Here is a 20,233-nt window from a genome sequence, read left to right on the forward strand (position 1 = left end):
TTCTCCTAATATCGTGCTCAATGCATGACCTGATGCAGCTTGGCGCGGAATGAGCGAATCCGAGACGTATCGAGATACGATGAGGATTTCGCGATTGAGCACGAGCCGCATAAGGGCGTGCAGTGAGTGCGAGATGGGGAAATTATTTATGGATGGGGCCTAAGTCCGCGTCGCTTCCGCAAAGTATCCGCGTTCAGTTCGCATTGTAGCCAAGCTCGGCAATGGCTTTGACGAGGGCATCCTTCGTGACCTTTGACGGGTCTATTTCAAAAACGCCGCTCTTGCCCTCGTAGTTCACCGTAGCCGATTTGACGCCGTCCATTCCGGAGGTGAGCATCTGGATGCCCACGGCGCAACTGCCGCAGTGCATACCTTCTATGTGTAAGGTAAGTGTTTCCATAGCGACTGTTCGTTAGTAATTAATGGCTAATAATATCAAACCTGTTTTCTTCACAAGTGCAAAGAGTAAAACCAAAACTCAAGAACAACACAGTAAAAATTCCAAGCTCCAACCAACAAGTTCCAAATAAATTTCAAATTCCAATGCATCAAATCTCAAACACGCACGTTGTGTTTGGAAATTGGATTTTGAATATTGAGATTTGTTTGGAGACGGATTTTTTGCTTGCCCGCCGAAGCCAGCGCGAAGGCGGGGAAATTGGAAATTCGTACTTCCTACATAGGACACGTTTCCGCAGGAGATTCGATCTTTGACCCTCCTGCCTCACCAACCTCCATTCGAAGTCCGAGCTCGGCACCGATTGTTTTCATAATTGTCTCCGGCGTCGTGACTCCCGAATCGAACGTGACGTCAAGCGCACGCTCTTCGTAACGTACCTCGACGCTCGAAACGCCCGGGAGCGAAGAGACGATGCCTTTCATAGTTCCCGGTATCGACGGACAGCCGATGCGGGAGGGATGGAGGGTGATTGTTTCCAACATAAATTTTTATAAAATAGTGCTAACAGTAAAAATTCCTCAAGATATAAAAGATCGAATTTCCAAGCTCCAAATCTACAATTTCCAAATAATTTCCAAATCTCAAAGCGCCAATTTCCAAACACGTCCGTCGTGTTTGAGATTTTAAAATATGGAAATTGAGATTTGTTTGGAAATTGGTTACTTGGAAATTGGAAATTTGTACGCCCGAACGATTACGTTATAAACGAAGCCTTACAACTGTTGCACAATACGCGGCAAAGATACCGTGAATGTGCTCCCCTCCTCTTCTGTGCTGTCAAACGAGAGCGTCCCCCGGTTGCGTTCGATGATGCTTTTCGTGAGGTACAGGCCGAGGCCCGTGCCGTTCGGCTGGAGTTTTTGTGCGTTTGGCGCGCGGAAGAATTTCGTGAACATTTTTACCTGCTGGCTACGCGGGATGCCAATACCGGTATCGGAAACGGAGAGCGTGAGTGCCGCATCGCTCTCCCGGACAGCAACCGATACCTTCCCGCCGCGTCTCGTATATTGTACCGCGTTCTCCAATAGATTTTCAAGAACGACACCGAGGCTTTGTGGATCGTGCGGAAACGCCGGAAGCGGTTGCGGCGTGAGAGAGAACGAGAACACTATACCGTCCTCCGCCGCGCTTTTCTCGAACTGCCCCACGACAGAGCGGATAAGCGTCTCCGGGGAACTCATTTCAGGACGAAGCCCGTAACGTCCTTCCTCGAGTCGTGCGACGTTGAGCAGATCGCCGATGAGGACCACGAGACGATTTCCCGTCTGTAATACCGTGCCCAGCATTTTTTTATGCGTTTCGGAGAGCGGTCCGAAGTCACCTGCGAGAAGAGCGTTTACCGTCCACTTGATGCCGGTGAGCGGCGTGCGCAACTGGTGCGCGGCGACCGAGACAAATTCAGATTTGATCTGGTCTATCTCTCTGAGCTGCGCGTTGACCTCTGAGAGCTCAAGGTCTCGCCGAACGAGCATTTTTCCGGCGCCATCGAGCTCGGCGAGGAGATCGTGCAACCGTATGTTCGCCTCTTCAACGTGGCGGCGGTTGCGCATGATCAGCATGAATGCAAGCACACCGAGGAGTGTGGTAGCGAGTGCGAGCAGTATCATCTGGCGCTCCGTGGCGAGCGCCTGGCGTTGCGGCTGCTCAACAAATACGCCAAGGCCCGCAGAGCGTATCGGTCGGCCGACTGCAAACACTTTCTCGCCGTGTTCGTTCACATAGCTATCCTCCGACGAAAGTCCGTCAGCAGTCCGACCTTCGGTCACCACCTTTTGCACAATCCGGCGGGATAGGAAGTTCTGACGCAAGAGAATCTGGGAGAGGTTCGGATGCAGCACTTGAAACCCGTTCTTATCTACCACATAGACATGGCCCTGGGGGACGCGGAACGTGCGGAGTGTCTCGAGCAAATTCCTCAGGTTAAGCTCGGCGAGCAGTACGCCCTCGAGGACACCAAGGCGGTAGAGCGGCACGCCGATGGTTGTCCGCGGTTCAAATTCTGGAGAAACAAACACATCCCCTACATTCGCGCTGCCGCCTTGCGCTCGCTCAAACGAATTGTTCGCTGCGAGATTCCGTAAGTCGCTCTCCATTATCAACCGAAAGCGATCCACGCGGCTCTTTTCTTGCCCCGCACGATCGAGCAACGAGACTGACTGGAAACCTATATTTTTTTTGAGCAACTGCTTTATGACCGCTTCCTCGCGACCTGGTTCTATGCCGATCTCCTCCGCAGAAAACTCTAATTCGTTCAATGCGTACGCAACATAGGAGCTTATAGTGGCATCCATGCGATCTGCAATTTCAAGCGCGAGTGTCGAAGCCGCGCGTCGGCTGTTTTGGACAACAGGGTACAGCCAGACGAGGTTTATCGCGAGGAGAGCACAGGTCGCGAATACAATACGCGAAGCCCACCATACTATTGAGGGGCGAGGTATAGCCATTACTGTTTATTTTATCATGTACAGGCACCTCGCAACCAGTTGAAAAGCTATGACGAATTCCGTAATTCACGGCACAGTAAAAGAAACGCTCCTTCAAGCGAAAGGAGCGCCGAACGTGCACTATTAGGCGAATAATTACCGCACGTGCGTGCTGCTATTGAATGATGCGATTGGCCTGGAGGAGTACCGCATCTGGAATGGTGAGCCCAAGCAGTACCGCGGTCTTTGCACTGATGATAAACTCGATTGTCTCTGGCAGTTCAATGGGGAGTTCCGACGGCTTTGTTCCGTGGAGTATGGCGTCCATCAGGCGCGCCGCCTGTTCTCCAATTTTTTCGTAATTAGCGCCGTAACTCATAATGGCACCGGACTCCACATCAGACACATTCGTCCCGGACAGGGGGATTTTTTTCTCGAGGGAGATGGCGATCAAATCTTTGACAATAGTACCGCTTGCGGCATCAGTCGCGCGAAAAATCACATCGCCTTTTTCATAGGGAAAAGAAGCATAGAATGACTTCGTTGCGTCCGCATCGACGATTTGTTGCTCTACCAGTTCGACGTGGAGGGCTTGGGCCGCGCGTCGGAGATTCTCAATGCCGCTCGTATTCGGATCAGACCATGCCATAATGACTCGTTTGATCTCGGGAATCATCGTCAAAAAAACTTCGAGCCTCTTCGTACTCAAGTTTTCGTTGTTGGGGGTGATGCCGGTCAGATTGTTCCCCGAACTTTGAATGCTCGCGACAAGTTTACTGCCGACCGGATTTGATATGACGCCAAACACGACGGGGAGTGTCGGGTTTTTTGCCGCCGTTACTTCCTTTGCCGCTCGGCCCGCAACGCTCCCCATGACATAGAGCGCGTCAATCCCCTCGGCGACAAGTCGTTCCGCGACGACTTTTGCGCTCTCTATTTTCCCGCCTCCCGGTTCGATCAGGTATCGTATATTTCTTCCCTCCTCATAACCACGCGCTCGCATGCCATCTTGAAATCCACGGAGTGCAGGATCAAGCGATGTCGGGTTTGTAATAACTCCGATCACGAACATTTTTTCTTCTGTCGGAGCCACGGTGTTGAAAGTCAAAACATAATAACCGACTCCACCGAGGAGAACGACGAGAGCACTAACAAAAGAAACAGTTCGCCAATTCATGGATGTTTAAGTTAACATTTTAATGATACGCCATAAGTGATCGAACGAAAAGGACACGTTATCCACAGCCTCGTACCTGAGCGCTTGATGTGGTACCAAAAAACAACGGATGGTGGACACGGCTCGATGGGGATGGTATAGTAATTTTAGTTCGGTTGTTATTTGTCACGACATCGCACGTCAACAGAAGGGAGTGATTATGCCTGAATGGCTTATGCCCGGACTTGCTGAAGGATTCTTCATGGCCATCGTCAAGCTGTTCGGCCACGCCGAGATGGGAAGGTTTGTGCCGACTATCCCCGATGTATTATTTGCAACGGGGCTTGTCGGTCTCATGCAGACGTCTCTCGCGCTCGCAGTGCTCCTCGCGCGTCGGAGGAGGAATCCCGATGTGCACATCATGACGCACGACGGATATATCGCCCGCTCGATTATTTTCGGAGCGTACGCCTTGTTCGCAACTATTTGCGCGTTTGCCGCGTTTCAGAACGGTGCACGCGCTGATGTGGGGGCAAATACGTTCATCGTCGCGGTGCTTCCGATTTTCGCCACGGCGATCTATGGAGCGGTCATATCACGCAAAGAGCGTTTGGACCGGTACCAACTCTGCGGCCTCGGTATTGCACTCATCGGCGCGCTTCTCGTCACGATGCCCGCGCTCCGACCGGGCAACAGCCCCCTCTGGATTGCCTATTCGTTTGGCACGATGCTCGGCGCTACCGCGACGCGCCTCGCGGCGCAGGACATTAGAGCATGGGGGAAGCTGAGCAAGCTCCCAGAATTAAACCCATGGGTAATGCAGCTTTGGGGAGGGGCTGTACTTGCTCTTGCCCTGCCGCTCTCCCTCCTGTGGATTGACCTCAGAGGCATCCCGCCGCAACTCATAGTCCTAGGTTTTTTGGGAGCGGCGATGGTAACCGCAGGAGGACAGGCGATTTGGTGGACATGTAGGCTCTATGCCGTGCCGAAAGATGGCACGCCGCTCTGCATTAAAGAGCTCGGCGCTGGCACCTTGTATCTTGCCACCGCAACATTCGGCGGCGCCTTATTTGCTGGCGACGCACTACCGCCCGCAAAACTCTTCGGACTCGCCCTGTTCCTTCCGGCGTTTTTTCTCGCGCAGAAGCAGGCGCGCGAATACTGTCGCAACCGTTTCTTTGGCGTGCGGCCTGTGAGTTCGATGCCAGCAACAGAGATAAAAATTCCTGCCACTGTCCACTAAGGGCTTTGGCAGACAATGATCAACCCCATACGTTTGAACGATTCAAGCGTATGGGGTTTCTTTGAAAGGCAACCACTATTTATAATACAAACGGTTACCAAATCGCAGATCCACATACTCGAGTCCATCAAGCGCGCCTGCACCGCTTACGGTTACAGCCTCACCCGGAGGCATGTTGTGGGCGGGTTGGGAGCTCTCGGCAGTCGACGTGCCGGAGCGTGAGGCGATAAGGGTCGCGAGGTTCTCAAGTGCGACGCCAAACGGCTCGTTTCGGCTGAAGTAGAGCTCGGTGCCCGAGGCGAGGCGCACGAGAGCGTCGGGGCCGACAACCGAGAGCGCGATCGGCTCGAGCGAGAGATCGCGCGTGAGGAGGACACGCAAGTTCTCAAGTTCTGCGAGAGCCGCACTCGCGAGAAATCGCGCCCCGAGAGGCGTCGAAGTGCCGTGCGGCGCGTCAGTAAGCGCTCCGTAATACCGAAAGCGCATTGTGCTTGTGGCGCTCGCTCCAGCATGTGCAAATACAAGTCCCTCGGTATCGAGAAAAAAGCACTTTTCGGACGACTCTTCGGACGCTCCATCATCACTCTCGCCGCACCAGAGCGCATGCCGCTCGCGCGATGCGACCGCGAGCGTGAGCACGCGACCGGGACGTATGCTGAAGTCCACAGACCCGATCTCGGGGAACGCCGCCGCTAGCGCCGCGCGGATTGAGCGCTTGGGGTAGAGCAGCACGGTTTGTTTTGCGATCAGGAGCCCGTATGCGCCGCGAAGCTCGCCGCGGACCAGCGCCTCAATCTTGCCGGTGGGCACGCTTGTTTCATTCTCGACGACGAGCCCTTGTATCGCGAAAGCGGGGAGCCGCGAAACAACGCCAAGCGCCGCGACGAAAAGTATCACGAGCGCACCAGAGAGAAGGAGCACTCGTTTACGCCGTGAGCGCCGAATCTCCTGCATACGTCGTGAGTAGAGTGGTTTTCGTGGCATCGCTGTCGAAATCCGAATATCGAAGCACGAAATTCGAATCACGACATTTAACATGTAACATTTGACCCTTGACACGGCGACAGCGGGTTCGAAGTCAGGTGTCAAATGTCAATGGTCAAAGGTTCGTTTCGGATTTCGATATTCGGATTTCGGATTTGTAGTTCACGGTTTGCTAATAAATTTTTTCCCCATATATTTCTCAAGCGCCTCAGGCACCATGATCGTACCGTCCTGCTGCTGGTAGTTTTCAATAAGCGGCACGAGAAGCCGCGGGGTTGCGAGCGCCGTGTTGTTGAGCGAATGCGCGAACCGCAGCTTGCCTTCCTCGTCGCGATAGCGAATGTTGAGACGGCGCGTCTGGAAATCGTGAAAATAGGAGGAGGAGTGCGTCTCGCGGTAGTGCTTCTCCGACGGCACCCACGCTTCAAGGTCGTACTTCTTCACCTGCCCTTGCCCCAGGTCCCCGCCGCAGTTGATGACGAGGCGGTACGGGATCCCGAGACGCTCGAGTAGCCGCTCGGCGTTTGCGGTAAGCTCCTCATGAAGCCGTACCGATTCCTCATGCCGCGCCTCGCACAAAACAACCTGTTCGAGCTTAAAGAACTCATGCACCCGAATGAGGCCGCGCGTGTCCTTGCCGTGGCTTCCCGCCTCTCGCCTGTAGCAGGGGGAAAACGCGAGGATCTTCAACGGCAACTGCTCCCGCGACAGAACCTCATCCATATAATAGCCCATCACCGGCACTTCGGCTGTGCCCGCAAGATAGCTCTCGTCCTGCGTCTTGTAGAGATCGTCCTCGCCGCCTGGCAGGTAGCCGGTGCCGAGAAACGCCTCGCGCCGCAGCAAGGACGGAGCGCCGATCAAAGTAAAACCGTATTCAGAAAACGTATCAATCGTAAGCTGCCAGAGCGCAAGTGAAAGTCGGAATCCGTCGTTCTTGAGAAAATAGCCGCGGAAACCAGCAACTTTTGCACCCCGCTCGAAATCGGCAAGATCGAGGCTGCGCATGAGGTCAAGGTGACTCTTTGGGGCAAATGGGAACTCCGGCGGTTCACCCGAACGCCGCAGCTCTTGATTCTCCGCATCGCTCTCTCCTTCCGGTACCGATATGTCGGGAATGTTCGGTACCGCGAGCATCAAGCGTTGCCACTCGCGCATGGCGTCCTTCAGTCGCGTCTCATCGCGCTCACCCTCTTCTTTGAGCGCCCGCACGCGAACGATGATATCCTCCCGAGCCCCTGGCGCAAACCGCTCCCGCGTCGCAATCATTTCCGTGATCGTATTCTGCTCGGCGCGATTTTTCTCGACGCGCGCAATCAGCACGCGCCGCTCGTCGTCGGCCTTAATCAGCGCCTCAACGTCGAAAACGATGCGCTTTTTCTTCGCCGCAGCGGCGATGAGATCTTTATTCTCACGGATGAATTTGATGTCGAGCATAAACAAATTTCCAATTTCCAAAAAACCCGTCTCCAAACAAATCTCAAATTCCAAAATCCAAAATCCAAATCTCAAACGTGCGTGTTTGGAAATTGAAATTTGAATCATTGGAATTTGTTTGGAGCTTGTGGGTTGGAGCTTGGAATTTTACTGTGTTGCTTTACGCTTTTCGCTATAATAAATATGTTACCATATCATCGTGCTACACGAAATGTACACGATCACTGGCGAGAGAATCCCGCCGCTCCTCGCGGAACTTCCCGACGCGCCCAAGCGACTTTTCGTGCGCGGAGAATTACCGCAGGATGAGAAACTGCGATATCTCACCGTCGTCGGCGCGCGGCGGCACAGCGCCTACGGAAGAGAGGTGTGTGAGACGCTTATTGCGGGGCTCGCGGGCTACCCAGTCGTCATTGTTTCGGGCCTTGCGCTCGGCATTGACGGCATTGCGCACCGCGCGGCACTCGCGAGCGGACTCACCACGATCGCGTTTCCGGGCTCGGGCCTCTCGGAGCAGGTGCTCTATCCGAGCACGCATCGTGCTCTGGCGCGGGAGATCCTCTCCCAAGGCGGCGCGCTCATGAGCGAATTTGATCCTGACTTTAGGCCAACGGCCTGGAGCTTCCATCAGCGCAACCGCATCATGGCGGGCATATCGCACGCGACGCTTGCGATCGAGGCCGAGGAGCGCTCCGGCACGCTCATCACCGCAAAACTCGCGCTCGAGTACAACCGCGACGTCTTTGCCGTCCCGGGCCCGATATTCTCGCCCACTGCCGGAGGCCCGAATCTTCTGCTTCGCCTCGGCGCGACGCCGATCCGACATAGCAGAGACATCCTCGAGGCACTCGGGCTCTCCGCCGCGCCCGGTGCGGCGGAAAAATATACCGACACGTCAAACTGTAGTGCGCATGAGCTCCGCATCCTCGAGATCCTCAAAACACCAATCGAGCGCGATGAACTTATCCGCGCGCTCGGCACGAGTGTGAGCGAGACGAACACGCTCATTGCAGCCCTCGAGTTAAAGGGGCTCGTCGTCGAAAAGCTTGGAGCACTGTACCGAGTCAAATAAATTTTTTGGCATATCCGCATAACGCCCCCTTAAGGTATTATCGTCGCTTTGTGCAACGAGCCATCAAAAACCACGTTCCATCCTTGTTTGCCTAATGATTTTCGCGCCCGTATAATTAAGAAAGAATGTTCCCCATACATAGGAGGCGAGAGCATGTGCGGAATTGTTGGTGCTTTCAACGCTCCCAAGGCGGCCGAACAAGTAGCGGCTGCGCTGCACCATATTCAGGGTCGGGCCCGTGACTATGCAGGGATCGTCACAACCGACGGAGCGAACATGTATCGCGAAACAGGGCCAGGCGCAGTGCGAGATGTGTTCACAAAAGAGCGCCTTGATCGCCTACACGGACGACACGCAGTCGGCCATATTCGTTACCCGACGGTGAGCGATGACCCGGAAAGGGATAACATCCAACCAATCCGAATAGATGGCGTCGCGCTTGCCCACAATGGGAATCTCACGAACGCCGAGGCGCTGCGGCGTGAGCTTTCGGCCCAATCACCCCTCGCCACCTCGATGGATTCGGAGTGTATTCTCCGTTTGTTCCACGCGGCAGAGGGCTCAATGGTAGACCGGCTCAGTGCGGCGCTTGCCAAAGTGCGCGGGAGTTACTCATTGCTCCTTCTCTTCCCTAACCAATTGGTCGCCGCGCGTGACCCGAGCGGCAATAGGCCGCTCGTCATTGGCCGGAAAGCAGAGAGCTTTTTTGTTGCTTCCGAAACGGTGGCCCTCGATGGCGTGGGGGCGGAGTTCGTACGCGACGTCGAACCCGGTGAGATCGTGGTGATAAGTCAGAACGGCCTAGAGTCTCACGAGATCCGTGGATGCCCCGTGACGCCCAAAGCGCCCTGCGTCTTTGAAGAGATATACTTTGCGCATCCCGCGAGTCGCGGGTTTGACCGCACCATAGTTGATTTCCGCATTAAGCTCGGCCATGCGCTCGCGGAAGTTTTCAAACAGCGTTTTAACCCGCTCCCGGCAATCGATCTGGTGACACCCGTGCCTGACAGCGCAAACTTCATCGGTCTCGGCGTCGCGCAAATCCTTGGTCCGCATCTTTTTCTCCCTGCGATTACCAGAAGCCACGACGTGGGGAGAACGTTTGTCGCAGCGGATCAAATCCTCCGTGACTGGTTAGTGCGGCAAAAGTACTCCGTCATTCCGTCACTCGTGGCGCGGAAATCAGTGGTTGTCGTGGACGACTCGATTGTTCGGCTGACCACGCTCCCGCCCTTGGTCGGCATGATACGCACGGCAGGAGCGAGGGCGGTGCATGTCTTGGTCGCCTGTCCGCCAATTTGCCACCCCTGCAGATACGGGATCAACACACCGACATATAGGGAGCTTGCAGCGGCAACAATGTCGCTTGCGGAAATCAAGCAGCGATCTTGTGCGGACACACTCACCTTTTTACCCCTTGAGCGTCTTCGCGCACTTGCGGGCGAAGAGCGGTGCTTTGCTTGCATGACTGGTGTGTATCCGCTGCCGCAGTGACCGCCTCTTTAACGTACTCAAACGTACTCACGCATGAAGCCCCCGGCCATCTTCCCGCCGGGGGCTTTTGTGTGGTGTTTTATGCGAGCATCAAGGGGATCCGTAAGACACGTGTCTCATGTACGAGGCGCTATGGTCGTAGTTCAAGGTCATGCCATCCTGTCTCGTCGTCATGGATCGGAGGATGTTGGATCGAGGTAAAAACAAGTTCTGATGCATCCGTGCATACATGATGGTATGCGCCCTTGGGAATGCATATGCGATCACCGGCCTTGACCGCGTGGTCATTGGCATCAACGACCACGGTGCCAGAACCGCTTTCGATGTAGAGAATAGTCTCTGCAATAAGATGGCGGTGGGTTTGAGAGCGTTGCATAGGTTCGACCCGTACGCGATCAACTCCTACCACCCGCGCAAGCGCAGTTCCCCGGGTGAATTGAGTAACATAGAATATGTCGTACAACTCTTTTGGGAGTTCCATTGATTCTTCCTTTCTACGGAAACAGCCATACCTCGTTTGGTGCGCCCCAATGAATCTATATAGAATCGTAATGGATATCTTCTCTTTCGTCAAAACGTAGTTTTTTGTTACGTTGACCTTGGCCTTGGTTTATGCTAACCTTAAGCGGCTTACCTGTAGGGGATTAAGCCTAAAAACTCACCATTTTGGTGAGCTTTTTTATTAGAAAAGTATTAAAAAAGGCCATTCTATGCATTCTATTATCGCTCTGTTTGCTGCGGGGTTATTTGCAGGAAACGTCACATTCGGCGTGCTGTCGCCTTGGAATGCTGTTGCGGGAGCGGATCCTGAAGAACCCCCTGAAACAGTACAGGACGTAAATGAGCAAGCGCGGGCGGCTGCATCTCTCGAGAGGCGTAATGAAATCCTCTGGCTTGCGCGCGTACTCTATTCGGAGACAAAAATACCCGAAGAAATGCGTCTCGTCGGATGGGTTGTCCGCAATCGTGTTGAAACCAGCCTTCGCGGCAGAACCTACAGGCAAGTTGCAACGAGCGAGAAGCAATTCTCCGGTCTCACGCCCGGGGAAGCCGGGTACGAGACAATAATCAACCTCGACTACGAGGATACTCGAAACCACTCCTGGGTAACGGCACTTGCCATTGCGGAGGAGATATACGACGCGGACTCCTCTTCGCGCCCTTTCCCGTCCACCGTCCGTCATTTTTATTCTCCACACGCAGTGAGCGCGACGCCTGCATGGGTTGACGCCGGAATTTTACATCTCCAAATCGAAGCGCCCGATGGCAGCCACTCCCGCTTTGCATTTTATAAGGGGATCAAATAGAAGCGTCGAGAAACCTCATCATTTCCGTTTCCGTCTATAAGCTTCCTTTCGCCAAAAAAGCCGTTTCAAATCCTAGCCAAGTCCCGTGGGCGGCGGGACGAGGCAACCTCTTCAAATTTGCATTTTTCCAACTGGCGGAGGCGGTGAGATTCGAACTCACGATGGGTTGCCCCATGCCGCCTTTCCAAGGCGGTGCACTAGACCACTATGCGACGCCTCCGTTAGGTCTCACGCCACCTTTAGGTTACTGCCTCGTCGTTGTCGTCGCAAGGCCGGGGAGGAGGTCGTAGACACGGTCGAGATCGTGGTAGCCGTAGTAGGGCTTGCGGTTGACGACGAGCGCGGGGAGCTCGTCGCGCACTCCATAAATTTTCTTGAGAGCATCAACGCCGCCGAGATCAAGATCATAGTCGAATGCATATACTTTGAGATCCGGGTGATCGTCACGGAGCGCGGAGAGTACCAACCCTTGCCGCTCGCACTGGTCGCACTTCCCCGGCCTGTTGGAATAGAAATAGACGATCGTCTGCGCGCTCGTGCCGCAGAGTTTCGCTATCTCCTTCACAAGGAGGAGATCCTTTATCTGGAGCAGCGAGTAACGCGATTTCAAAAAGATCACTTCCCTGTCGTCGCTCCCGCGTTCGTTCTCGAGATACTCGAGCCGCGCCGCGAGCGCGTTAATCTCGTCTGCGAGCACGGGAGAGCCGCCGCTTGCGCACGGTGCCTCAAGCAGGAGATCAAATTGTACCTCGGAGGAAAGGAGGGAGAGCGAGATGCGCCGCTCAATACTCTCGATCTCGCGCACCCGCCTGCCGTAGAACAGGTCGCTCAAAAAAAACGCGAGTGCAAAGAGCGACGCGGTGATCAAGAGCACCAGCACATATTTTCCCCATCGTACTTCGAGCATGAATTAGCGCCATGTGCCACCACGCGCACGGATAACGTTGTAAATCGCGCGGGCGTACCAGAGCGGCGCTATCATACCATAAAGCGCGAAAAAATACAGGAAGTAGCGCGGGAAGCCGCGCCGGCCTTCTGCGGCGCGACGACTCTGCCAGACGATGATTAGGAATGTCGCAACGAGGACGAGAGAGAGCAATACCTTGGGGGCCGTCGGGACAAAAAACCACGAAAAATCAGGCGGGAACTCAAAGCGGAGACCGACAGTCGCCCATTGAAGCGCGCGGTGTGCGAGCGAGCGCGCGATGTCGTAGATACTGTAGCCGAAAAATATAATCGAGCCGATGATCGAGGCAACGGCCGCCGGGATGCCGAAGAGCGCCACATGCCCGAACTGGGGCCGCAAGAACATCGCGCGGTAATCGAGGGCATTGCGAAGAAAGCCGTAGTGCCAGCGCACCCTCTGCCTAAAGAGCTGTCGAAATGTCCTCGGCGCTCGCGTATAGACGAGCGCACTCAGCGTATTGCCGATCTGCATACCGTGCGCATGCATGCGCATTGCGATTTCGAGGTCCTCGGTCTGGTGCGCAGCTCGATAGGGGCCGAGTTTCTCAAACACGTCTCTCCGGTAAATTGAAAACGGCCCGGGAGTCACGAAAAGCGCGTTGATGCTGCCCAACACTTCGCGAAGAAAGCCGCTCGTTATGTACTCGACACTCTGGACCCGCTCCATGATCGTGTGCGGTTTAACAACCTTAATAAGCGATGTCACCGCCATGATACTCGGATCAGTGAACACACGAACGATTTCCCGGAGCGCCGACGGCGCGACGAATGAATCCGCGTCAAGGCAACCGATGAGATCCGCGGACACCCCGATGTGCTCGATGCCGAGATTAAGCGCCGTGTACTTGCCACCGTTCTCTTTGCTGAGGAGTGCGACTTGCGGGTGCGCCCGGTAGCGCTCGGCCGCGGCGTTCGTTCCGTCTGTCGAACCGTCGTCAACAATCACGATGGAGAGCTTGTCTCGCGGATACTCGAGCGCGAGGAGAGAATCTAGAGTGCCCATGAGCGTGCGCTCTTCATTCCAGCACGGAACGATTATGGCGACACGTGGATTGAGATCAATCGGGCTGCTTTTTCCTGCAATTGAGGGTCGAGCCGCGCTACGACAGAGCGTCCCGCGCGCCCGCACCGCGCGCATTTCAAGAAACGTCACCAGCAAAAAAACCTGCGCGTAGAGGGCGCAGAATAAAAGAGTATACAGCAGTGTTTCGGCGGCAACGTGCATAACCATCTATTCGCGTCCACCAAGAAGCGCCGCAATGCGCTCCTCGACCGGCGGATGGGTGGAGAAAAGGCGGACGAGAAAGGGCGTGCGACGTGCTGACCCATCGCGCGCTCCGCCGCGATCGGCTCCGAACGGATTTTCGAGGAAAAGATGCGCGGTTGCGTTCGTCGCGGTGCGGAGTGGCCTCCCTGCTGCGGCGATCTTGCGGAGCGCATGTGCGAGGCCTTCCGGATAGCGCGTGAGAAGCGCACCAGAGCTGTCTGCGAGGAACTCTCGCCTGCGCGAGATCGCGAGGTGGATGAGACTCGCGATGAGCGGTGCGAGAATTGAGAGCACGAGGCCAACAAGGAGCATCGCACCATTCGCACCGCCGCGCCCTTCCCTACCCCCCTCTCCGCCGTTAAACATTCCGCGAAACCAGAGCGAGCGCATGAAGATGTCCGAGAGCACCGCGACGAAGCCGACGAGGACGACCGCAACGGTAGAGACCAACATATCGCGGTTCCCTATGTGCGAGAGCTCGTGCGCGAGCACGCCTTCAAGCTCCGAGCGGTCGAGCACGTCAAGCAGGCCTGTCGTCACGCAAATGACCGCATGTTTTGGGTCGCGGCCAGTCGCGAATGCATTCGGCGCCGGATCATCAATTAGGTAAAACCGCGGCATCGGGAGCCCGGAGGCGATCGAGAGGTTTTCGAGCACGTTGTGGAGCTCACGATGTGTCGCAAGATCAACCGGCACCGCGCGATGGAGCTTCAGTACAATTTTGTCCGAGAACCAGTACGAGAGCACGTTCATCCCGATCGAGAACGCGACCGCGATGTAGAGTATCTCCGGCGCATCGTAGACGCCCGAAAATACCCACCCCAAGGCGATCACCACGCCGAAAAACGCGGCCATTAAGAACCACGTTTTTCGGATATTTTGAGCGCGGTGAGTGTAGAGAGTGGACATTGTTGGAAAGTGGAAAGTGGAGAGTGGAAAGTAGTTTCGACTCTACTCTCCACTTTCCACCCTCTACTCTCTCGTTACTCGTTAAAACTTCACCGCCACCGGCTCGCGGGCTGCGGCTTCTTCCGAGCCTTCGAGCTCAAAGAATTCCATCTTAGAGAATCCGAAGCTGCCTGCAATAATGCGCTGCGGGAAGGTGTCAATCGCGATGTTGAGATCGCGGACATTGCCGTTGTAAAAGCGGCGAGCGGCCTGGATTTTATTTTCGGTATCAGCAAGCTCGCGCTGGAGGTCAAGGAAATTCGCATTCGCCTTGAGGTCGGGATAATTTTCAGAAACCGCAAAGAGCGTCTTCAGCGTGTTTGAGAGCATGTTCTCGGCGCGGGCACTCTCCTCGGCGCTTTTCGCCGAGACCGCGTCGGTGCGCGCTTTCGTGACATTCTCGAGGACCTCGCGCTCGTGGGTAGCGTAGCCCTTCACCGTCTCAACCACGTTCGGGATGAGATCGTGGCGGCGCTTGAGCTGCACCTCAATGTCTGCCCACGCTTCCTTGGTGCGATGCACAAGCCGCACGAGCGAGTTGTACATAAAAATGATCCAAAACGCCAACACGACAATGACGCCGATGATAATAGGTACGATGGGCATACGCAGGGGCTAGAACATTAGGCTGCTCAGGCTTTAGTCTCTGGGCGCTAATGTGCTAGCAAAAAAAGAAAAGCTAATAATACCTCTAGTATAGCAGGGTACCACAGCGCTGCAACCCGAAGTCGTGCACAATACAAAACCCTCCTCCGCTCTGTTGCAGCGCGTGGTTGCAACTTATGCGAAGAAGGGTCGAGGAACGAGAGCCGACGGGCCGAGATCAGGCCTGATGAGCGCTGAAATTTTTGACAAAAACTACATCGCTCATGCCGAGGGCCTCGACGGCAGCTTGGAGATACGTCCGGGCTGCTACTACCAGTCGCTCGTCGTGGACGGCTATAGAGATTTGGCCGGTGCTTACAATCGCGTCGGTTGTTACGACGAGAATTGTTTCTCCGTACGGACCACAAAGATGGAATGGTGTCTCGTGCATCCGGAATTGTTCTCTCGTAACCTTGAAGATGCACAGGCCTTTGTCTTCCTGCTGCTTGCCGAAAACATCGTGCTGGTCGTAGGGGTACATCATGACCGCCAGCCGATTCTCAAATTGAGGTTGTGCGGCAGCGACAATAGCTTCAAGCGCCTGAAAAACGATCGCTCTTTCCGCACTAAAGCCATGTTGCGTTGTGGGCTGACCCGTGACATCAATTTCCTTGAGCAAATTTGGCATGGCCTATCTTCCTTCTCCAAGAGAGGTTGGGAACAGACAGGTCTCTCCGCGACTTAAGCAAAGCACGCACGTGCTTCTGTGTTGTCCGAAGAACCCCGCTGAAAAACAGCGTATACTTATTGCAGGGGATGTCAAGTAGCAGCCGTTTTATTTTTGACAAAAAATATGATATCCTTCCACCATGGAATCACACACCTATCGAGTTATCATCGAGCCCGATGAGCGCAAAACATTTCACGCCTATGCGCCCGCGCTCCCCGGATGCCACACATGGGGGTATTCCTTCGAGGAAGCCCGCAGCAGAGCTCGTGACGCGATCGACGCATATCTGCGCAGCATCGTCGCAGACGGCGAGAAAATCCCTACAGACGCAGGCGTCGAAATAATTGAAACAGTTGCCACACCTATGGCGGCACGTCGCGTCCTCACACATGCCTAAACTTCCTCCGGTCAAAGACCGCGAACTCATCCGAGCGCTCAAGCAGCTCGGATTTTTTGAACACCCCGAACGCGGCACTTCACACCTTGTGTTCGCCCACCCTGATGGGCGTCGCACTACGGTATCACGCCACCCCGGCAAAGATATACCGCGTGGGACACTGCGCGCGATCATCCGCGATAGCAACATCCCGCTCGCCGACTTCATCAAAACTTTGAAGGGGCGCTGAACTTTTCTGCGAGACCAACCACTCCAGGCCCTTTCCTGCTATAAAACCACACCCCCGCGCCTTTAGGTGCGGGGGTGTGGTAATCGTTTCACAATTACTGATTATCGATTACTGGTTCCCGGTTACTGCACTGGTTACCAACCCCTTATTTTTACTTCAATACAAGCGACAGACGATGCTGCTGCTGTCCAAAATCCCCTCACGAAAATTGACGCCTCAATGGGGCTAATACTGCCTTCATGCCCGATACGGTAACCCTCCCGAAAACTGAATACGAGTATCTCCACAGGATAGCCGAGCGCTATGAGTTGCTGCAAAATGCGGTCCGTGAAGACTTTTTTGAGGAACCGTCGGTACGCGATACCGGGGAAATTATTGCTACGTTCAAAAAATCAGAACGATACAATAAGGCGTTCCTGCAAAGTCTCTCCCGCGGTCTCAGGGAATCTTCGTTTCTCAAAAAAAGCAACAAACAATAAGCCTGTAGCTTTCTTTATCATCGACGTAAACAATCACTATCATCAGTAGCAGTACAACTGTTTCGCTCCCTTGAACTCGAAGACATATACAGCCCGTAGAATGCTACCTGATATGGGTTGCAATCCCAGCGCTGACAATACGGAAGGCCGTAGTAAATACTACAGAGCATAATGACCGGATGTTCCTCGTGATCGAAACGCGAGTATAGCCGGATTTTACCCTCTACTTCGCGAGCGGTGTAGCCATAGTCGAATACTAAAGGAAGGCGTTCCACAAATTCTTCCAATGTCATCTGCATATCAATCTCCTGTGAGTTGTGCAACTATTCCTTAAAATGGGCGGCACGATACCTTCGTGACGGAAGCAGCTATTTGTGAGTCCCCGTCCCCGAATTCTCAAAATAAACTAGCATATCTTGATATAGTTGCCAAGTAACGCGCCAGTAACTCCTCACACATACCACAAGACTGTGCAACACAGCCGTCATTGCGAGGAGTGGAACGGAGTGGAGCGATCCCACGCTATGCTCTGGACAGGCTCCGCAATCCAGAATTACGGCTCAACAACTGGATTGCTTCGCTCCGCTCGCAATGACGAGTGTGAGGAGTTACACGCGCCGAAAATCCTCATACGGGTGCACATATTTTCGCCCGTTCCTGCCACGCAAGACACCCCACCCCGCGCCTTTTGGCGCGGGGGGTGTCTAAGTAGTCGCGTTCCCCAGTTACCAGTTACTGATTACCAGTCCCCCGTCTAGTAATCCATATCCATCCCGCCTCCACCCATACCGCCACCAGCGCCTGCGCCGCTTTTCTCTTCCTTCGGCTCCTCGGCGACTGCCACTTCGGTCGTGAGGAGGATTGCCGCTGCAGAGGCCGCGTTCTGGACGCAGCTGCGGGCGACTTTCACCGGATCAATGATGCCGGCCGCGAGCATGTCGGGGATCAACTCATCGCGGAGCGCATCATAGCCACCGTTTCCTTTCGATTCCTTCACACTGTTCACAATCACCGCCGCGTCGTCCCTGCCAGCATTCAAAGCAATCTGACGCAGTGGGGACTCGAGCGCTTTCAGTACCAAGGCAAAGCCTGCCGCAAACTCTTCTTCAAACGCCTTGTTCGACGATTTGATATTTTTGGCTGCCACTCTCTGCGCGGCCTTGATGAGCGCCGACCCGCCGCCCGCAACGATACCTTCCTCAATCGCGGCTTTCGTCGCATTCACCGCGTCTTCGATTTTGAGCTTCAAATACTTCATTTCGGTCTCAGTCGCGGCGCCGACGCGGACAACCGCAACTCCGCCCGAGAGCTTGCCGATGCGCTCGTCAAGCTTTTCGATATCAAACTTCGACTCGGTCTGCTCTCGCTGCTTTTTCAGCTGCTCGACGCGCGACTCAATGTCTGCTCGCTTGCCCTTGCCGCCGACAATGAGCGTCTTGTCTTTCGTCGCGACGACGCGATTCGCTCTCCCGAGCATCGAGATCTCCGCGTTCTCAAGCTTGATGCCGACTTCCTGAGAGATCACCGAACCGCCGGTCGTGACTGCGATGTCCGCGAGCATCTCTTTCTTGCGGTCGCCGTAGCCGGGGGACTTCACCGCAAGCACACTGAACGCGCCGCGGAGCTTATTGACCACAAATGTCGCGAGCGCCTCGCCATCAACATCGTCGGCGATAATCACGAGCTCCTTCTTGCCCGTATGCGCGATTTTTTCGAGGAGCGGCAGGATCTCCTGCACGGTCGAAACTTTCTTGTCGGTAATCAGTATCAGTGGATCGCGATACTCTGCCTCCATGCGCTCGGCATTCGTGATCATGTAGGGCGAGACGTAGCCCTTGTCGAACTCGAGCCCTTCCACCACCTCGCTGTCTATTCCAAAAGACTGTGACTCTTCGACAGTGACGACGCCGTCCTTCCCGACCTTATCTATGGTGCTCGCAATGATCTTACCGATCTCTGTCGATTCGGCAGAAATGCTCGCCACGTGCTGCACCTCCTCCTTGCTGTGGATCGGCTTTGCGAGCTCGCGCAGCGCCGCGACCACTTCCTCAGCCGCTCGCTCGATACCGAGGCGGATGCCCATCGCGTTGACGCCCATCGCGGTCTGCTTCACGCCCTCGGCGACCATCGCCTGGGTGAGCACCACCGCAGTCGTGGTGCCGTCGCCCGCGACGTCGTTCGTCTTCGTCGCGACTTCTTTCACAAACTCGGCGCCCATGTTCTCAAACTTATCCTTGAGGGAAATTTCCTTCGCGATGGTGACGCCGTCATTCGTGATCATCGGCGTGCCATAGGACTTGTCGAGCACTACATTGCGCCCGCGCGGCCCGAGCGTGATGCGCACGCTGTCCGCCACTTTGTCTACGCCGCGCCGCAGGGCCTCCCGCGCACGGTCGCTGAAAATGATTTGTTTGGACATATTTTTTAGAGTGTAGAGTGTAGAAAGTAGAAGGTAGAACTACTCTCTACTCTCCACTTTCCACCCTCTAATTAACAACTGCTAACACACTGGACTCGCTCAAGATGTAGTACTCCTCGCCTTCTATCTTGATCTCGTCAGGGCTGTATTTTGAGAATACGACACGATCGCCGACCTTGACCCGCATGGGAATAAGCTTTCCCTCGTCGCTGTATCGGCCTTCGCCGACCGCGATGATCTTCCCCTGCATCGGCTTCTCCTTATCAACTGTGTCGGGAATAATAATGCCCGCGGCGCTCTTTGTCGTGGTCTCCTCCGCGGAGAGGGGCTTCAGGAGCACCCTGTCTCCGAGCGGCTGGATCGAGCGCTTTGCACCCTCCTTGCCGCCGCCCGATTTCGCATTGTTTGTCTTCGACATACGCAAAAAATATAAAAAAACTACTACTAATAATAAGCAGGAGCACTATACACTAGAAACAAAAAAAGTGCAAATGCGTGTATGAGGCCACCCATCTCTGCACTCTGCGGGTAATCTCGACGCCTCGGTCGGCCTCCATGATAGCAGAAACTGGAGCGGTGTCATTTTATTCTTGAACGCATAGTGTACTCGCTTCGTATTGTAGAACACGAGGTAGTC

General features: G+C 54.8%; 21 protein-coding genes and 1 tRNA gene. 8 read left to right on the forward strand and 14 right to left on the reverse strand.

Annotation, left to right across the window (positions count from 1 at the left end; all coding sequences use genetic code 11):
• Positions 1–193: 193 nt before the first annotated feature.
• The 4 genes from Q8R39_02940 to Q8R39_02955 form a co-directional block, all read right to left on the reverse strand.
• A complete protein-coding gene (locus Q8R39_02940) occupies positions 194–400 on the reverse strand; it encodes a heavy-metal-associated domain-containing protein (protein MDP3735357.1) in 207 nt (68 codons plus the stop codon).
• A gap of 275 nt (positions 401–675) precedes the next feature.
• Positions 676–942: a heavy-metal-associated domain-containing protein gene (locus tag Q8R39_02945; GenBank protein MDP3735358.1), complete on the reverse strand. Its 267-nt coding sequence runs from the start codon at positions 940–942 to the stop codon at positions 676–678.
• 231 nt (positions 943–1,173) lie between these two features.
• Complete coding sequence (locus Q8R39_02950) at positions 1,174–2,904, reverse strand: sensor histidine kinase (protein ID MDP3735359.1); 1,731 nt, start codon at positions 2,902–2,904, stop codon at positions 1,174–1,176.
• Positions 2,905–3,058: 154 nt separating this feature from the next.
• Positions 3,059–4,060 carry an ABC transporter substrate-binding protein gene (locus Q8R39_02955; GenBank protein ID MDP3735360.1) on the reverse strand — a complete coding sequence of 334 codons (1,002 nt, stop codon included), beginning with the start codon at positions 4,058–4,060 and terminating at the stop codon, positions 3,059–3,061.
• 199 nt (positions 4,061–4,259) lie between these two features.
• Here Q8R39_02955 and Q8R39_02960 point away from each other — a divergent pair, with 199 nt between their 5' ends.
• The gene (locus tag Q8R39_02960) at positions 4,260–5,282 is read left to right on the forward strand and encodes a hypothetical protein (protein ID MDP3735361.1); all 1,023 of its coding nucleotides are present in this window, start codon (positions 4,260–4,262) and stop codon (positions 5,280–5,282) included.
• 75 nt (positions 5,283–5,357) lie between these two features.
• Here Q8R39_02960 and Q8R39_02965 read toward each other — a convergent pair whose 3' ends face one another.
• On the reverse strand, positions 5,358–6,266 hold the full coding sequence (locus Q8R39_02965) for a hypothetical protein (GenBank protein ID MDP3735362.1): 909 nt from the start codon (positions 6,264–6,266) through the stop codon (positions 5,358–5,360).
• A 162-nt stretch (positions 6,267–6,428) separates the two neighbouring features.
• A complete protein-coding gene (gene serS, locus Q8R39_02970) occupies positions 6,429–7,703 on the reverse strand; it encodes a serine--tRNA ligase (protein ID MDP3735363.1) in 1,275 nt (424 codons plus the stop codon).
• A 211-nt stretch (positions 7,704–7,914) separates the two neighbouring features.
• Here serS and dprA point away from each other — a divergent pair, with 211 nt between their 5' ends.
• Both dprA and purF read left to right on the forward strand, forming a co-directional pair.
• Entirely contained in the window at positions 7,915–8,775 is an 861-nt protein-coding gene (gene dprA, locus Q8R39_02975) for a DNA-processing protein DprA (protein ID MDP3735364.1), read from the forward strand.
• Positions 8,776–8,928: 153 nt separating this feature from the next.
• The gene (gene purF, locus Q8R39_02980) at positions 8,929–10,269 is read left to right on the forward strand and encodes an amidophosphoribosyltransferase (GenBank protein ID MDP3735365.1); all 1,341 of its coding nucleotides are present in this window, start codon (positions 8,929–8,931) and stop codon (positions 10,267–10,269) included.
• Positions 10,270–10,399: 130 nt separating this feature from the next.
• On the opposite strand, the gene Q8R39_02985 is transcribed toward purF, so the two are convergent.
• Positions 10,400–10,750: a cupin domain-containing protein gene (locus Q8R39_02985; GenBank protein ID MDP3735366.1), complete on the reverse strand. Its 351-nt coding sequence runs from the start codon at positions 10,748–10,750 to the stop codon at positions 10,400–10,402.
• Positions 10,751–10,979: 229 nt separating this feature from the next.
• Here Q8R39_02985 and Q8R39_02990 point away from each other — a divergent pair, with 229 nt between their 5' ends.
• On the forward strand, positions 10,980–11,576 hold the full coding sequence (locus Q8R39_02990) for a cell wall hydrolase (GenBank protein ID MDP3735367.1): 597 nt from the start codon (positions 10,980–10,982) through the stop codon (positions 11,574–11,576).
• Between the two features lie 132 nt (positions 11,577–11,708).
• Here Q8R39_02990 and Q8R39_02995 read toward each other — a convergent pair.
• The 5 genes from Q8R39_02995 to Q8R39_03015 form a co-directional block, all read right to left on the reverse strand.
• Positions 11,709–11,796: transfer RNA gene (locus Q8R39_02995), tRNA-Ser, on the reverse strand.
• Positions 11,797–11,820: 24 nt separating this feature from the next.
• A complete protein-coding gene (locus Q8R39_03000; protein ID MDP3735368.1) occupies positions 11,821–12,483 on the reverse strand; it encodes a hypothetical protein in 663 nt (220 codons plus the stop codon).
• A gap of 3 nt (positions 12,484–12,486) precedes the next feature.
• A complete protein-coding gene (locus Q8R39_03005; protein MDP3735369.1) occupies positions 12,487–13,767 on the reverse strand; it encodes a glycosyltransferase in 1,281 nt (426 codons plus the stop codon).
• Positions 13,768–13,773: 6 nt separating this feature from the next.
• Entirely contained in the window at positions 13,774–14,718 is a 945-nt protein-coding gene (locus Q8R39_03010; GenBank protein ID MDP3735370.1) for a M48 family metallopeptidase, read from the reverse strand.
• Positions 14,719–14,799: 81 nt separating this feature from the next.
• A complete protein-coding gene (locus tag Q8R39_03015) occupies positions 14,800–15,363 on the reverse strand; it encodes a LemA family protein (protein ID MDP3735371.1) in 564 nt (187 codons plus the stop codon).
• Positions 15,364–15,487: 124 nt separating this feature from the next.
• Here Q8R39_03015 and Q8R39_03020 point away from each other — a divergent pair, with 124 nt between their 5' ends.
• The 4 genes from Q8R39_03020 (at position 15,488) to Q8R39_03035 (ending at position 17,177) form a co-directional block, all read left to right on the forward strand.
• Positions 15,488–16,087 carry a hypothetical protein gene (locus Q8R39_03020; GenBank protein ID MDP3735372.1) on the forward strand — a complete coding sequence of 200 codons (600 nt, stop codon included), beginning with the start codon at positions 15,488–15,490 and terminating at the stop codon, positions 16,085–16,087.
• A gap of 124 nt (positions 16,088–16,211) precedes the next feature.
• Positions 16,212–16,469, forward strand: coding sequence for a type II toxin-antitoxin system HicB family antitoxin (locus tag Q8R39_03025; protein MDP3735373.1), 258 nt, complete (start codon positions 16,212–16,214; stop codon positions 16,467–16,469).
• Positions 16,462–16,698 (forward strand): type II toxin-antitoxin system HicA family toxin, encoded by a 237-nt coding sequence (locus tag Q8R39_03030; protein MDP3735374.1) that lies wholly within the window; start codon positions 16,462–16,464, stop codon positions 16,696–16,698. The genes Q8R39_03025 and Q8R39_03030 overlap by 8 nt, the downstream gene beginning before the upstream one ends.
• A 239-nt stretch (positions 16,699–16,937) precedes the next feature.
• Positions 16,938–17,177, forward strand: coding sequence for a hypothetical protein (locus Q8R39_03035; GenBank protein ID MDP3735375.1), 240 nt, complete (start codon positions 16,938–16,940; stop codon positions 17,175–17,177).
• Between the two features lie 754 nt (positions 17,178–17,931).
• Here Q8R39_03035 and groL read toward each other — a convergent pair.
• Complete coding sequence (groL, locus tag Q8R39_03040) at positions 17,932–19,596, reverse strand: chaperonin GroEL (protein ID MDP3735376.1); 1,665 nt, start codon at positions 19,594–19,596, stop codon at positions 17,932–17,934.
• Between the two features lie 67 nt (positions 19,597–19,663).
• Entirely contained in the window at positions 19,664–20,014 is a 351-nt protein-coding gene (locus Q8R39_03045; protein MDP3735377.1) for a co-chaperone GroES, read from the reverse strand.
• Positions 20,015–20,233: the final 219 nt, after the last annotated feature.

The organism is bacterium (genome assembly GCA_030697645.1).
Lineage (GTDB): Bacteria > Patescibacteriota > Minisyncoccia > Phycocordibacterales > VMGT01 > JAUYPI01.